The sequence below is a fragment of the Streptomyces sp. NPDC102467 genome, from assembly GCF_044765445.1.
Lineage (GTDB): Bacteria > Actinomycetota > Actinomycetes > Streptomycetales > Streptomycetaceae > Streptomyces.
This window is the reverse complement of sequence record NZ_JBIWKA010000010.1, coordinates 298,744-313,425: the sequence shown is the minus strand read 5'-3', so window position 1 is coordinate 313,425 and position 14,682 is coordinate 298,744. Positions and strand designations below refer to the sequence as shown.

General features: G+C 70.9%; 10 protein-coding genes. 8 read left to right on the top strand and 2 right to left on the bottom strand.

Going from position 1 to position 14,682, the window contains the following annotated elements:
• Window positions 1–183: 183 nt before the first annotated feature.
• The 3 genes from ACIREE_RS22815 to ACIREE_RS22805 all read left to right on the top strand — a co-directional run bounded on the left by ACIREE_RS22815 (window position 184) and on the right by ACIREE_RS22805 (window position 4,024).
• The gene (locus ACIREE_RS22815) at window positions 184–375 is read left to right on the top strand and encodes a hypothetical protein (RefSeq protein ID WP_404154959.1); all 192 of its coding nucleotides are present in this window, start codon (window positions 184–186) and stop codon (window positions 373–375) included.
• Between the two features lie 146 nt (window positions 376–521).
• On the top strand, window positions 522–3,617 hold the full coding sequence (locus ACIREE_RS22810; RefSeq protein WP_404154956.1) for an AAA family ATPase: 3,096 nt from the start codon (window positions 522–524) through the stop codon (window positions 3,615–3,617).
• A 74-nt stretch (window positions 3,618–3,691) separates the two neighbouring features.
• Window positions 3,692–4,024 (top strand): DUF6191 domain-containing protein, encoded by a 333-nt coding sequence (locus ACIREE_RS22805; RefSeq protein WP_404155188.1) that lies wholly within the window; start codon window positions 3,692–3,694, stop codon window positions 4,022–4,024.
• Between the two features lie 10 nt (window positions 4,025–4,034).
• On the opposite strand, the gene ACIREE_RS22800 is transcribed toward ACIREE_RS22805, so the two are convergent.
• Complete coding sequence (locus ACIREE_RS22800; RefSeq protein ID WP_404155185.1) at window positions 4,035–5,210, bottom strand: PQQ-dependent sugar dehydrogenase; 1,176 nt, start codon at window positions 5,208–5,210, stop codon at window positions 4,035–4,037.
• A gap of 239 nt (window positions 5,211–5,449) precedes the next feature.
• Window positions 5,450–6,451 (bottom strand): aldo/keto reductase, encoded by a 1,002-nt coding sequence (locus ACIREE_RS22795; RefSeq protein ID WP_404155182.1) that lies wholly within the window; start codon window positions 6,449–6,451, stop codon window positions 5,450–5,452.
• A gap of 76 nt (window positions 6,452–6,527) precedes the next feature.
• Between ACIREE_RS22795 and ACIREE_RS22790 the strand changes: the two genes are divergently transcribed.
• The 5 genes from ACIREE_RS22790 (at window position 6,528) to ilvC (ending at window position 14,540) form a co-directional block, all read left to right on the top strand.
• Window positions 6,528–7,466, top strand: a complete 939-nt coding sequence (locus ACIREE_RS22790) for a 2-hydroxyacid dehydrogenase (protein WP_404154954.1) — start codon at window positions 6,528–6,530, stop codon at window positions 7,464–7,466.
• 476 nt (window positions 7,467–7,942) lie between these two features.
• Window positions 7,943–10,771 (top strand): putative bifunctional diguanylate cyclase/phosphodiesterase, encoded by a 2,829-nt coding sequence (locus ACIREE_RS22785; RefSeq protein ID WP_404154951.1) that lies wholly within the window; start codon window positions 7,943–7,945, stop codon window positions 10,769–10,771.
• Between the two features lie 239 nt (window positions 10,772–11,010).
• Window positions 11,011–12,867 (top strand): acetolactate synthase large subunit, encoded by a 1,857-nt coding sequence (locus ACIREE_RS22780; protein ID WP_404154948.1) that lies wholly within the window; start codon window positions 11,011–11,013, stop codon window positions 12,865–12,867.
• A 28-nt stretch (window positions 12,868–12,895) separates the two neighbouring features.
• Window positions 12,896–13,423 carry an acetolactate synthase small subunit gene (gene ilvN, locus ACIREE_RS22775; protein WP_363198694.1) on the top strand — a complete coding sequence of 176 codons (528 nt, stop codon included), beginning with the start codon at window positions 12,896–12,898 and terminating at the stop codon, window positions 13,421–13,423.
• 115 nt (window positions 13,424–13,538) lie between these two features.
• Complete coding sequence (gene ilvC, locus ACIREE_RS22770) at window positions 13,539–14,540, top strand: ketol-acid reductoisomerase (RefSeq protein ID WP_404154944.1); 1,002 nt, start codon at window positions 13,539–13,541, stop codon at window positions 14,538–14,540.
• The last annotated feature ends 142 nt before the right edge of the window (window positions 14,541–14,682 follow it).

The following is a 14,682-nucleotide window of genomic DNA, read 5'->3' as shown; positions in this document are numbered from 1 at the left end:
GCCTAAGGCAGTCGTACGCGACTGCCCTGGGCGCCTAAGGCATCTCCGGGCACGAGTAAGGCACCCCCGACCTCGAACATGTGGCACTCTCCCGATGTGGCGCACCCCCCTGGGAAACGAAAGTTGAGGCATCGCGGAGAACGGTCCGCGAGAGCCGCAGACGATCGTCACCAGGAGGACGAGATGTTCGAGTACGAAATGCACCAGGTCCACTCCGCCGAACTCATCCAGCGGGCCGAGGCCTACAGGCTGGCCCGCACGGCCCGCGCCGCCGCCAAGGCCCACCGCGCGGAGCGCCGCTCGGCCGGTCACGACGCCGAAGGCGGGGTGAGTACGAACGGCCCGCGCCGACACCGTGCCCCGCGCGCGGCATGAGCGCGGCCCCGCGGACCGGGGGAACGACCACGGGGAGCCCCGTGGGGAGTCGCCTGGGGAGTTCCCTGGGGGAGGGCGGGGCGTCTGCCGTCCTCCCCTTCTCCGTGCCCGCCGAAAACTCTGCGCCGCCCTCGAGCCCGTGTGCGATGCTCGCCGATGTGGAAACCAGGTCCGTCAGCCCGGTGTTCGTCGGCCGCGCCGACGAACTGGGCGTACTGAACACCGCCCTCGCCCGCGCGGCCGACGGCGCGCCCCAGGCGCTGTTGCTCGGCGGCGAAGCCGGGGTCGGCAAGACCCGCCTCGTCGAGGAGTTCGCCGCGGGGGCCTGCCGGCAGGGCGCCCTCGTCGTCACCGGAGGCTGCGTCGAGATCGGCGCCGACGGGCTGCCCTTCGCCCCCTTCTCCACGGCCCTGCGCGCGCTGCACCGCAAGGTGCCCGACGCCTTCGACCTCGCCGCGGCCGGCCGGGAGGACGAACTGGCCCGGCTGCTCCCGGAGTTGGGCGACCGGACGGCACCGAGCCCCGACGGGCGCGGCGACGAGAGCGCCACCGCGCGTCTCTTCGAACTCACCGGGCGCCTCCTGGAACGCATCGCCGCCGAGCACACCGTCGTGGTCGTCCTCGAAGACCTGCACTGGGCGGACGCCTCCACCCGCCACCTCCTCTCGTACCTCTTCCGCACCCTGCGCAGCGGCCGCCTCGCCGTCGTCGCCACCTACCGCGCCGACGACGTGCACCGCCGCCACCCGCTCCGCCCCCTGCTCGCCGAACTCGACCGGCTGCGCACCGTCACCCGCATCGACCTCGGCCGCCTCACCCGCGACGAAGTGGCCCGCCAGGTCGCCGGGATCATGGCCGCCGAACCCGAACGGGCCGTCGTCGACGACATCTTCCGGCGCTCCGACGGCAACGCCTTCTTCGTCGAGGAGCTCGCCGTCTCCGCGGCCGAGGGCTGCGCCACCGGCCTCACCGACTCGCTGCGCGACGTCCTCCTCGTCCGCGTCGAATCGCTGCCCGAGTCCGCGCAGCGCATCGCCCGGATCTGCGCCGAGGGCGGCTCCACCGTCGAGTATTCGCTGCTGGCCGCCGTCGCCCGGCTCGGCGAGGACGAACTCATCGAAGCCCTGCGCGCGGCCGTCGGCGCCAACATCCTGCACGCCGCCCCGGACGGCGACGGCTACCGCTTCCGCCACTCCCTGGTCCGCGAAGCCGTCAGCGACGACCTGCTGCCCGGCGAGCGCTCCCGCCTCAACCGCCGCTACGCCGAAGCCCTCGAGGCCGATCCCGCGCTCGTCCCCGTCGACGCCCGCGCCATGCGCCTGGCCACCTACTGGTACCACGCCCACGACCCCGCGAAGGCGCTGCCCGCCGTCCTCGGCGCCTGCAACGAAGCGCGCCGCCGACATGCCTACGCCGAGCAACTCAGGCTCCTGGAACGGGCGATGGAGCTGTGGGACGGAGCACCGGAGCCCATCCGGGCCACGCTCCGACTCGGCGACTACTCCGAGTCCTATCCGGCCTGCGGCTGCGACCCCGCCACGACTGCGCTCAGCTATCTCGACCTGATGGGCGAGGCCGCCCTCGCGGGCCGTCTGTGCGGCGAGCGGGAACGTGCCATGAAGATCAGCAGACGCGCGATCCGGATCCTCGACGAGGCCGCGGCCACCGGCGAGGGCGACCCCCTGCGCGCCGCCTGGTTCTGGATCCAGCGCTCCCGGATCAGCTCCCACACCGGCCGCGGAAGCGGCTGGGACGAGATAGCCACCGCCCAGGAACTGGTCCGGGGCCTGCCCCCGTCCGCCGTGCATGCCCAGGTCCTCACGCACGCGGCGGCCTGGGGCATGCTGCACAGCCCGGGCCCCGAGACGCTTGCCGCCGCCGAACGCGCCGTGGAATTCGCGCACATGGTCGGCGACGTGGAGACCGAGCTCCACGCCCGCCTCATCCTCGGCGGCCTCCTCGTCGATGCGGGCGACATCGAGCACGGTTTCGCCGAGATGTACGCGGTGCGCGACCGCTCCGTCGAACTCGGCCTGATCACCCGCATCAGCAACGTCAACATCAACCTGCCCTCCTGTCTCGAAGGCGCCGGCCGCTCCGAGGAAGCCGTCCGGATCTGCGACGAGGGCATCGCCCTGTGCCGCCGCTACGGCCTCACCGACTCCAAGGGCTGGGTCCGCTCCAACAAGGCCGAGTCCCTGCTCTCCCTCGGCCGCTGGGACGAGGCCGTCAAGGCCGCCGACTGGACCCGCCGCTCCGCCCTGAGCGCCAAGCCCCGCGGCACCTCCAGCGTGCACCTCGCGACCATCTCGCTGGGCCGCGGCGCCCTCCAGGAAGCGGTCGGCCACCTCGCCGCCGCCCACGAGCACTACGGCACACACGATCCGATGCCGCAGTACTCCCTTCCGCTCGCCCATCTCACCCTCGCTCTCGCCGCCGCCCAGGGCCGCCTCCTCGACGCCCGCGCCGAACTCGACCGCATCGTCGCCACCGGCCTGCCTCCCTCCATGCACCGCTACATCTGGCCGCTGCTGCGCACCGCCGCCGCCGCGGAGGCGGACGCCCGCGGCCTGCCCGCCGCCGACGCGGGCCGCGCGGAGGCCGTCGCCCGTATCCGGGACGCCGCCAAGCGCCAGGCCACCTCGGTCCCCGTCTGGCACGCCCACGAACAGTGGGTACGCGCCGAACTCCTGCGTGCGGAGGGCCGCGACACCCCTGACGACTGGTCCGCCACCGTCACCTCCCTCGAACCTCTCGACCGCCCCCACGATCTGGCCCGCGCCCGGCTCCGCCTCGCCGAGTCCCTCCTCGTCTCCTCCGCGTCCGACGGCGGTCCCACCGAGGACGACCGCGACCGCGCCACCGAACTGCTCCGCCTCGCCGCAGCCGTCGCCGACCACCTCGGCGCCCGCCCGCTGACCGAGTCCGTCGCCCTGCTCGCCCACCGCGCCCGGCTCAGCCTCACCCGCGACGTACCGCGCCGGGACGCTCCCGCCGAACCCGCAGAGGCGCTGGGCCTCACCAGCCGCGAACGTGACGTCCTGCGCCTGGTCACCGCCGGCCGCACCAACCGGCAGATCGCCGAGGAGCTCTTCATCTCCCCGAAGACCGCCAGCGTCCACGTCTCCAACATCCTCGCCAAGCTGGGCGTCGCGGGTCGCGGAGAGGCGGCGGCCCTGGCCCACCGGCTGCGCCTCTTCCCCGAGCAGCCGGTGCCGGCGCCGCCCGGTGCCAAGGGCTGACGCCCCCGTTGGGCCCTCCCGTACGCTGAACAGGAGGCTCGGCCGCCACGCCACCTGGAGGCGCAGTGTTCAACATGTTCGAGGAGTTGTTCGCGCCCGGCCGCAAGCACACCAACGACGAGGGCAAGCGCCTGGAGCTGACCCGGGTCGACCTGAACGACGGCGACCCCGGCCGCGGCCCCATAGACCTCTCCTCCGGCAAGGTGGTCGTCCGGCCCCTGGATCAGGCCGAGCGGGGCCAAGCAGAGCCGGATCAGGCCCAGGAGGACGAAATGGCGCCGGGCCACCTGGCGCCGGGTCACATGGCGCCGGACGAGGTCGAGCCGGAGCGTGAAGATCACGGCCACGGCCACGGCCACGGCCACGGCCAGGGCCAGGGCCAGGGCCAAAGCCAGGGACACGGCTAGGGCCAGGGCTCTAGCTGACCTTCAGTTCCAGAATTCGGTCGTCCCCCTTCCCGGGTGTGCCCCGTGTGTCCGTCTCGCTCGTCACCAGCCACAACTTGTCGCCGCCTGCGGAGACCACCGTGCGCAGCCGCCCGTACTTACCCTCAAGGAACGCCTGCGGATCGTGCGCGGCCTTGGTGCCATCCAGCGGAACGCGCCACAGGCGCTCGCCCCGCAGGCCCGCCATCCAGATCGAACCCTCGGCATAGGCGATGCCGCTGGGGGAGGCATCCTGCGTGTGCCACTGCGCGATCGGGTCGTGAAAGCCCGATCTGCCGCCCTTGCCCTCGGCGTCGGGCCAGCCGTAGTTGCCACCCGCCACGATGTTGTTCAGCTCGTCCCAGGTGTCCTGGCCGAATTCCGACGCCCACAACCGCTTCTTCGTGTCCCAGGCCAGGCCCTGCACATTGCGGTGGCCGTACGAGTACACCGGGGAGTCGCCGAACGGATTGCCCGGCGCGGGGGCGCCGTCCGGCGTGAGGCGCAGGATCTTGCCGCCCGGGGACTTCTTGTCCTGCGCCAATTCGGTGTGGTAGGTCTCGCCCGTCCCCGCGTACAGCAGGCCGTCCGGGCCGAACGCGATCCGGCCGCCATTGTGGTTCGAGCCCTTGGGGATGCCCTTGAACACCGTGTCCGGAGCGCCCAACTGCTCGCCTGCGGGCTCCTTCTCGTCGTACAGCATCCGCGCGATGCGGTTGTCCGACTCCGTCGTGAAGTACGCGTAGACCATGTGGTCAGAGGCGTAGGAAGGTGAGAGCGCGAGGCCCAGCAGGCCGCCCTCGCCGGCCGAGGCCACACCGGGCACCGAGCCGATCTCCGTCTTTTTCCCCGTCTCCGTGTCGACCCGGGTGATGGTCCCCTCGTCCCGGGACGAGACCAACAGGTCGCCCTCGGGCAGCGGGGCCAGCCCCCACGGTGATTTCAGGTCCTCGGTGACCGTGCGCACCACAGTCACCGTCCCCTTCGCGGACGGCACGTCGCCCGACGTGGGCGAGGCGGGTGACTTGCCCGCGTCGCTCACGCTCGGCGCGGACGTCTTGTCCTTGCCCGGGGGCCCGCTGTCACCCGAGGAGCACCCCGCCGTGAACAGGAACGCGGCACAGGCGGCCGCGGCCAACGCGGGCCGCACACTTTGACGTTGCACGATCAGGTCCCTCCGACGCGACGGTTCTACTGTTCATACACCGCTCGCACCCCGCAGGTTCCCGATCTCCGCCGACCGGATCAGTCCCCGTCGAATCGGCCCGTCGCAGCGACCGGGTCGAATCTGCCCCGGCCGGACCAGGCCCGCTCGGACAAGGCCGGGACTGCTCGGACCAGGCCCGCTCGGACAAGGCCGGCCCGCTCGGACAAGGCCCGGCCAGCCCCAGCCGGCGCGGGTCGACGTCAGTCCCAGGAGCCCCGGGCCGCCGGCAACCGCGCGATCTCCGCCAACTCCGCTTCCGTCAGCGCCAGTTCGCCGGCCGCCGCGTTCTCCGCGGCCCACCGCTCGTGCTTGGCCCCGGGAACCGGCACCACGTTCCGCCCCTGCGCGAGCACCCAGGCCAGCGCCACCTGCGCCGGTGTCACGCCGTCGCCGCGGCGCGCCGCGACCCGGCGCAGGCCCGCCACGATCGGCTGGTTCGCCGCCATCATCTCCGCGGTGAACCGGGGGTGGCGGGCCCGCACGTCGTCCGGCTCGAAACCCTGGCCGGGCGTCAGCGTGCCCGTCAGGAACCCGTTGCCCAGCGGCATGGCCGCCAGGAACCCGACGCCGCGCACCGCACACCAAGGCAGCAGCGCCTCCAGCGCCTCCGGTGACCACACCGACATTTCGGCCATCACCGAACTCACCGGGAACACCTGCTGGATCCGCTCCAACTGCTGAATCGTTCCGGCATGCAGCCCGGCACGGCCACCTCGGCGCGTGGCCCGCGCGCCCACCGCGCACAGTCCCAGGGAGCGCACCTTGCCCGCGCCCACCAGCTCCGCCATCGCGCCCCAGGTCTCCTCGACCGGGATCTCCGGGTCGGCCCGATGCAGTTGATACAGGTCGATGACGTCCGTCTGCAGGCGCCGCAGCGACGCGTCGCAGGCCCGCTTCACATAGCCGGGGCGGCCGTTCGCGACGATGTGCTGCTCCCCGACGAGCAGCCCCACCTTCGTCGACACGAACGCGTCCGCACGCCGCTCCTTCAGGACCCGGCCGAGCAGCAGCTCGTTGGTGAACGGCCCGTACATGTCGGCGGTGTCGATCAGGGAACAGCCCCGGTCGAGCGCGGCGTGCACGGTGCGCAGGGACTCCTCGCCGCGTTGCCGCGAGCCGGTGTACGCCCAGTGCATCGGCATGCAGCCGAGCCCGACCGCCCCCACCTCGAGCGCCGCCGCCCCGATCGCCTTGCGCTCCACCTGCTCGTGACCCTCCCTGTCTTTGGCCACCAACCTAACCTCTGCACGTCGGAGCGTCTGACATAGCCTCCTGACCATGACTGGTGATGTATGGCTGCCCTTCCCCGCTGACGAGATCCCCGGCCTTCCTGAAGGACTCGACTACCGCTTCTGGAACGGTGAACAGGACTTTCCCGCCGACCCGGCCGACTGCGCGTTCTACGTCGCCCCCTACATGAAGGGCGGCGACATCGCTGTACGACCCCTGCAGCGGATGACGTCCCTTCAAGTGGTGCAGACCCTCACCGCGGGCATCGACCATGTACAGAACGGGCTCAAGTACCTGCGTCCGGGCGTCCAGTTGGCGAATGCGCGCGGAGTGCACAACGCCAGCACCGCCGAACTCGCGCTCACGCTGACCCTCGCCTCCCTGCGCGGAATCCCCGACTTCGTACACGGACAGGACCGGGGGGAGTGGCGTTCCGGGTTCCGTCCGGCGCTCGCCGACAAGAATGTCCTCATCGTGGGATACGGGGCTATCGGCTCGGCCATCGAGGACCGGCTCGTCCCCTTCGAGGTCGCGCGGGTGGCGCGCGTCGCGCGCTCCGCACGCACGACGGAGCGCGGGCCCGTACACCCGCTCGCGGAGCTGCCGGAGCTGCTGCCCGAGGCCGACGTCGTCATTCTGGTCACGCCGCTCACCGAGGACACCCGAGGCCTCGTGGACGCCGAATTCCTCGCGCGTCTCAAGGACGGCGCTCTGCTGGTGAACGTCAGCCGCGGCCCGGTCGTCGACACCAAGGCACTCCTCGCGGAGCTCGAGAATGGCCGCATCATGGCGGCGCTGGATGTCACCGATCCTGAACCGCTGCCCCAGGAGCACCCGTTGTGGCAGGCTCCGGGGGTGCTCATCTCCCCGCACGTGGGCGGTCCCACCTCCGCCTTCACGCCCCGCGCCAAGCGGCTCCTCGCCGCCCAGCTCACCCGCTTCGCTGCCGGGCAGCCGCTCGACAACGTCGTGCTCACCATCAGCTGACCGACGGCACGACAGCCCCACGGACAACTCCCGTGCGGCTGCCCGCGGTTGGGCGCGTACGCTCCGCGCCCGTCCGGCTGCACCGCGTGCCTCCATCGCCGCTGGTCGTCACGGAGAGTAGAGGAACTATGTCCCTGAGTGACGAGACTGGTGTATCGTCCCGACTGGGGCAGCGCCGCTCGGTACGTGGCGCCGGGGATGAGTGACGGACTGCGAGGGGGGCGACGGGCGATGCACGGCCTATGGGTGAACAATCCGACGCGGCGGGGCCGCCGACGGCGACCCTCACACGCACCGACGCGCGGGCGCAGTCCGGGCTACCGCAGGAACCAACCGCACCGGAACCATCCGCATCGCGGCGGCACCCGCGGCTGCCGCAGAAAGCATCCGCACACCGGGCAGGGCGAGCGGGACACGGGAGCGGCCCGACGGACCGAGGCGGCCCGGTGACCGGCAAAGCGGCATCCGCCACCGCTATGGGAGCCCCCCTGCGCGCCGGGGCCCCGGCACCCGCCCGCGCTTCGCGCCGCAGCACGGGCACCGGCCCCCAAGTGGGGCTCACCCTCCTGTGCGCGACCTACGCCACGGGGTCCGGGCTCGGCTGGGGGAGCGAAGAAATCGCCCTGTTCATGGGGGACTTCGGGTTGAGCATCGCGGCTGCTGTCGCCGCCGTCTCGAACTTCCTGTACGCGCGCAGCCGGCGCAGCCGCTTTCGACCCGCCTGGCTCCTCTTCGCACTCTCCTCGCTGATGGCGTCGCTGGGTAACGGGGTGTGGGGCTGGTACGAGGTCGTCCTGCGGGCGCCGGTGCCGACTCCGAGCCTCGCCGACCTCTTCTTCCTCTGCTTCGCGCCGCCCGCGATCATCGGACTCCTCGTCCTCGCGAAGCGGCCCGTGACGAAGGCCGGCTGGATCTGCCTCGCCCTCGACGCCTGGCTGATCGCCGGATCCCTGGTCACCCTCTCCTGGAGCCTCGCACTCGCGCACACCGCCGAGTTCGAAGGGCAGAGCGTCACCCGCACCGCGCTCTCGCTCGCCTACCCGCTCCTCGACATCGCTCTGGTCAGCATGGTCCTCGCCCTGCACTTCCGGCGTTCGCCCGGAAACCGCACGGCGGTGAACACCGCGATCGGCGCGCTCGCCCTGACGGTGATGTGCGACGCGCTGTTCACCTCACCGCTGCTGCACGCCAGTTACCGCTCGGGGGAGATCCTCGACGCGGGCTGGTTCGCGGGGTCGCTGCTGCTCGCGTACGCGCCCTGGGTGGGGCCCGGGAGCGGGCCGTCGTACGAGGAGCGCGCGCAGGGGCCCGGTGGGCGCTATCAGGTCAGTCACACCCGGCCCATCTCGGGTTCGCTGGCCGCGCTCACCCCGTACCTGGCCGCCGCCGTCTGCACGTTGGGGATTCTCTACAACGTGCTGAACGGCCACAGTGTGGACCGGGTCGTGCTCTTCACTGCCTGCACCGTCGTCCTGGCTCTCGTCGTGCGCCAGGGCATCATGCTCCTCGACAACATCACGCTCACCCAGGAGCTGGCGCAGAAGGAGAACCACTTCCGCTCCCTGGTGCAGGGCTCCAGCGACGTCATCATGATCGCCGCGCCGAACGGGATCCTGAGGTACGTCAGCCCGGCAGCCGCCGGCGTCTACGGACGCGACGCGGAAGAGCTGGTCGGGTCCGAGCTCGCCTCGATCATCCACCCCGAGGACCTCGGGCGGGTGGTCCACGAAGTGCGCAGGTTCCTCGCCGCGAGCCAGGTCGAGGAGCCCACCACCCGCATCGAATGCCGCTTCCGCTCCGGCACCGGAGCCTGGCTGAACGTGGAGTCCACGATCAACCGCCACCACGGCGGCCTGATCCTCAACAGCAGAGACGTCACCGAACGGGTGCGCCTCCAGGCACAGTTACAGCACAACGCCGAGCACGACCCGCTCACCGACCTGCCCAACCGGGCACTGTTCACCAAGCGGGTCAGCCAGGCGCTGACCGGACGGCGGGCCACCGACCGGGGCACCGCCGTGCTCTTCATCGACCTCGACGGCTTCAAGCAGGTCAACGACACGATCGGCCACCAGGCGGGCGACGAACTGCTCGTGCAGGCGGCAAGAAGGCTGGCCGACTCCGTACGTTCCGGAGACACCGCGGCCCGTCTCGGCGGTGACGAGTTCGCGGCGCTGATCGTCGGCGACGGAGGTCGCGACCACACCGCCAGGGAACAGCAGATCTACGAGCTGGCCGACCGGCTCAGAATCGCCCTGTCCCAGCCGTACCAGATCGACGGCCACAAGGACGTACGGGTCGCCGCCTCCATCGGTGTCTCCTTCGCCGAGCCCGACATCACGGCGGGCGAGCTCCTGCGCAACGCGGATCTGGCGATGTACCGGGCCAAGGCGGCGGGGAAGGGCCGCGTCGAGCTGTACGCGCCGCAGATGCAGGCCGACGTCGTACGGAAGGCGGAGCTGGCCACGCGGCTGCGCTCGGCGCTGCACGACGGCGAGTTCGCGCTCCTGCACCAGCCGATCGTCTCCCTCGACGACGGCCGGATCACGGCGGTCGCCGCGCAGGCGCGCTGGCGCTCGACCCAGGGCATCCTCTTCACGCCCGCCGAGTTCCTGCGCGTGGCCGACGACGGCGAGCGCACCGCGGAGCTGGGCCGCTGGGTGCTGGAGGAGGCCGTCGCGCAGGCCGCCGAGCGCGGCCGCCGCGGGCACGCGACGCCGGTCGCCGTGCGGATCAGCGCGCGCAGACTCCTCGACCGCGCCATGCCGCTCGGCTCCATCGAGGCGCTGCTGACCCGGCACGGGCTGCCGTCGGGCGCGCTGGTCATCGAGCTCGCCGACAGTGATCCGAGAGTGCCGCTGGACGAGCTGGAGCGGCGTCTCACGGCGTTGCGCAGACTCGGTGTCCGGATCGCCCTGGACGGGTTCGGCAGCGGCTATGCGGCGATCACCGCCCTGCGCCGCCTCCCCGTGGACGTACTGAAACTGGACAGGTCGCTCGTCGAGGGCGTCGTCGAGTCCGCCCGCCTGCACAAGATCACCAGTGGGCTGCTGCGGATCGCGGGAGATCTCGGGCTGACCTCCGTGGCCGACGGTGTCGATCTGCCCGAGCAGGTGCTCGCGCTGCGGGCGATGGGGTGCACGCACGGCCAGGGGATGGCGTTCTCCGGGCCGCTCGACGAGTACCGACTGCGGCGCGCGCTGGGTTCGGGGGAGTACCCCGTGCCGAGGGGCCCGGCCGAGCCGGTGTTCGCCGGCGCGTCGACTCTGCGCTCACATGATGAGACTCCCGTCCCACCCACTTGACACGCCCTAGGCGCCGGGGGGAGGGTCAATGCCATGCGCACCCGAATTCTCGTACTTGGAAAGCGCGTCGGCTGAAGCTGGGACCCACTGGTGGAGACACCGGAATCCCCAGCAACCGCTCCCGGCGCGCTCCCCTCGCTTGCCTCACGGCACGAGGGGTTTTTTGTTGCACCGGCACAGGCGCGAACCCGTAAGACCCCTGCACAACCCTCGCAAAAACCCTCAGCATCGAGAAGAGAATGCCGATGACCGAGCAGGCCACCGGGGCCCACCATCCGCAGCCGCGGCCCCGTTCCGGAGGACAGCAGTCCGCCCTCGTTGAGCACGTCACGGGTGCGAAGTCCCTCATTCGCTCGCTTGAGGAGGTCGGGGCCGACACCGTATTCGGCATTCCCGGCGGCACGATCCTTCCCGCCTACGACCCGATGATGGACTCGAGCCGGGTGCGTCACGTGCTCGTCCGTCACGAGCAGGGCGCGGGGCACGCGGCGACGGGTTACGCGCAGGCCACCGGCAAGGTCGGCGTCTGCATGGCCACTTCGGGTCCGGGCGCCACCAACCTGGTCACGCCGATCGCCGACGCGTACATGGACTCGGTGCCGCTGGTCGCGATCACCGGCCAGGTCGTCTCGGCCGCGATCGGCACGGACGCCTTCCAGGAGGCGGACATCGTCGGCATCAGCATGCCGATCACGAAGCACAACTTCCTGGTCACCAAGGCCGAGGACATCCCGAAGGCGATCGCCGAGGCGTTCCACATCGCCTCCACCGGGCGTCCGGGCCCGGTCCTCGTGGACATCCCGAAGGACCTGCTGCAGGCGCAGACGACGTTCACCTGGCCGCCGCAGATGGACCTGCCCGGCTACCGCCCGGTGACCAAGCCGCACGCCAAGCAGATCCGCGAGGCCGCGAAGCTGATCACGAGTGCGAAGCGGCCCGTCCTGTACGTGGGCGGCGGCGTCATCAAGGCGCAGGCCACCGCCGAGCTCAAGGTCCTCGCCGAGCTCACCGGAGCGCCCGTCACCACCACCCTGATGGCGCTCGGCGCGTTCCCCGACAGCCACCCGCTGCACGTGGGAATGCCGGGCATGCACGGTGCGGTCACCGCCGTCACCGCGCTGCAGAAGGCCGACCTGATCGTCGCCCTCGGCGCCCGTTTCGACGACCGCGTCACCGGCAAGCTGGACAGCTTCGCGCCGTTCGCGAAGGTCGTCCACGCCGACATCGACCCGGCGGAGATCGGCAAGAACCGCACCGCCGACGTGCCGATCGTCGGGGACGCCCGCGAGGTCATCGCCGACCTGATCCAGGCCGTGCAGAAGGAGCACAGCGAGGGCCAGACCGGCGACTACAGCGCCTGGTGGAAGGGGCTCAACCGCTGGCGCGAGACCTACCCGCTCGGCTACGACCAGCCGGAGGACGGCTCGCTCTCCCCGCAGCAGGTCATCGAGCGGGTCGGCCAACTCGCCCCCGACGACACGATCTTCGCCGCGGGCGTCGGCCAGCACCAGATGTGGGCCGCGCACTACATCCAGTACGAGAAGCCCGCCACCTGGCTGAACTCGGGCGGCGCCGGAACCATGGGCTACGCGGTGCCCGCCGCGATGGGCGCCAAGGCCGGCGCGCCGGACAAGCCGGTCTGGGCGATCGACGGCGACGGCTGCTTCCAGATGACCAATCAGGAGCTCACCACCTGCGCCCTGAACAACATCCCGATCAAGGTCGCCATCATCAACAACGGCGCTCTCGGGATGGTCCGCCAGTGGCAGACGCTGTTCTACAACCAGCGTTACTCGAACACGGTGCTGCACGCGGGCCCGGAGGGCGACACGCCGCCCAACAAGGGCACCCGCGTCCCCGACTTCGTCAAGCTGTCCGAGGCGATGGGCTGCTACGCGATCCGCTGTGAGCGCCCCGAGGACCTCGACAAGTGCATCGAGGAGGCGAACTCGATCAACGACCGTCCCGTCGTGGTCGACTTCATCGTCCACGAGGACGCCATGGTGTGGCCGATGGTCGCCGCCGGAACCTCGAACGACGAGGTCATGGCCGCGCGCGGCGTCCGCCCCGACTTCGGCGACAACGAAGACGACTGAGAGCTGATCGGAAGAGGGAACACGCACCATGTCCACCAAGCACACGCTCTCCGTCCTGGTCGAGAACAAGCCCGGCGTGCTCGCCCGGATCACCGCACTGTTCTCACGCCGCGGCTTCAACATCGACTCGCTCGCCGTCGGTATCACCGAGCACCCCGACATCTCGCGCATCACCATCGTCGTGAATGTCGAGGGACTCCCGCTCGAACAGGTCACCAAGCAGCTCAACAAGCTGGTCAACGTCCTGAAGATCGTCGAACTGGAGCCGGGCGCCGCCGTCCAGCGCGAGCTCGTGCTCGCCAAGGTCCGCGCCGACAACGAGACGCGCTCGCAGATCGTCGAGATCGTCCAGCTGTTCCGCGCCAAGACCGTGGACGTCTCGCCCGAGGCCGTCACCATCGAGGCCACCGGCTCCAGCGACAAACTAGAGGCGATGCTCAAGATGCTGGAACCCTTCGGCATCAAGGAGCTCGTCCAGTCCGGGACCATCGCGATCGGCCGCGGCTCGCGCTCCATCACCGACCGGAGCCTGCGGGCGCTCGACCGCACGGCCTGAATCGGCCTGATCCCGGCATTGTCCAGCTCGCATAGCGAGACCTGAAAACTTTCCGTCCTTTGCCCGCCGTACGGTGGGCGCAGGACCAGCAATACCGCAAACAAGGAGAACCCCAGTGGCCGAGCTGTTCTACGACGACGACGCCGATCTGTCCATCATCCAGAACCGCAAGGTCGCGGTGATCGGATACGGCAGCCAGGGCCACGCCCACGCGCTGTCCCTGCGCGACTCGGGCGTCGACGTGCGCGTCGGTCTGCACGAGGGCTCCAAGTCCAAGGCGAAGGCCGAGGAGCAGGGCCTGCGCGTGGTCACCCCCGCCGAGGCGACGGCCGAGGCCGACGTCATCATGATCCTGGTCCCGGACCCGCTTCAGGCCAAGGTCTACGAGGAGTCCATCAAGGACAACCTGAAGGACGGCGACGCGCTGTTCTTCGGTCACGGCCTCAACATCCGCTACGACTTCATCAAGCCGCCGGCGGGCGTCGACGTCTGCATGGTCGCCCCCAAGGGCCCGGGTCACCTGGTGCGCCGCCAGTACGAAGAGGGCCGCGGCGTTCCGTGTATCGCGGCGGTCGAGCAGGACGCCACCGGCAAGGCCTTCGAGCTGGCGCTCTCCTACGCGAAGGGCATCGGCGGCACCCGTGCCGGCGTCATCAAGACGACCTTCACCGAGGAGACCGAGACCGACCTGTTCGGTGAGCAGGCCGTGCTCTGCGGCGGCACCGCCGCGCTGGTCAAGGCGGGCTTCGAGACGCTGACCGAGGCCGGCTACCAGCCGGAGATCGCGTACTTCGAGTGCATGCACGAGCTGAAGCTCATCGTGGACCTCATGTACGAGGGCGGCCTGGAGAAGATGCGCTGGTCGGTCTCCGAGACCGCCGAGTGGGGCGACTACGTCACCGGCCCGCGGATCATCACGGACGCCACCAAGGCCGAGATGAAGAAGGTCCTCGCCGAGATCCAGGACGGCACGTTCGCCAAGAACTGGATGGACGAGTACCACGGCGGTCTGAAGAAGTACAACGAGTACAAGACCCAGGACGAGAACAACCTCCTGGCGACCACCGGCAAGGAGCTGCGCAAGCTCATGAGCTGGGTGGACAACGAGGAGGCGTAAGCCTCTCGGGAGCGGGGGGGGGGGGGCGGGCCCGGGCCGGGGCGGCCCGCCCGGGCCGCCCCCAGGCCGCCGCCGGGGGCGCCCCGGCCCAGGCGGGCCCCCCCCGCCCGCCAGAGCCGCGCCGGGCGCGGGGCCGCGCCGC

Bases quoted from the DNA above. Each gene is read 5' to 3' on its own strand.
- ACIREE_RS22815 (WP_404154959.1), top strand. From the start codon at position 184: ATGTTCGAGTACGAAATGCACCAGGTCCACTCCGCCGAACTCATCCAG.
- ACIREE_RS22810 (WP_404154956.1), top strand. From the start codon at position 522: ATGCTCGCCGATGTGGAAACCAGGTCCGTCAGCCCGGTGTTCGTCGGC.
- ACIREE_RS22805 (WP_404155188.1), top strand. From the start codon at position 3,692: ATGTTCGAGGAGTTGTTCGCGCCCGGCCGCAAGCACACCAACGACGAG.
- ACIREE_RS22790 (WP_404154954.1), top strand. From the start codon at position 6,528: ATGACTGGTGATGTATGGCTGCCCTTCCCCGCTGACGAGATCCCCGGC.
- ACIREE_RS22785 (WP_404154951.1), top strand. From the start codon at position 7,943: ATGGGAGCCCCCCTGCGCGCCGGGGCCCCGGCACCCGCCCGCGCTTCG.
- ACIREE_RS22780 (WP_404154948.1), top strand. From the start codon at position 11,011: ATGCCGATGACCGAGCAGGCCACCGGGGCCCACCATCCGCAGCCGCGG.
- ilvN (WP_363198694.1), top strand. From the start codon at position 12,896: ATGTCCACCAAGCACACGCTCTCCGTCCTGGTCGAGAACAAGCCCGGC.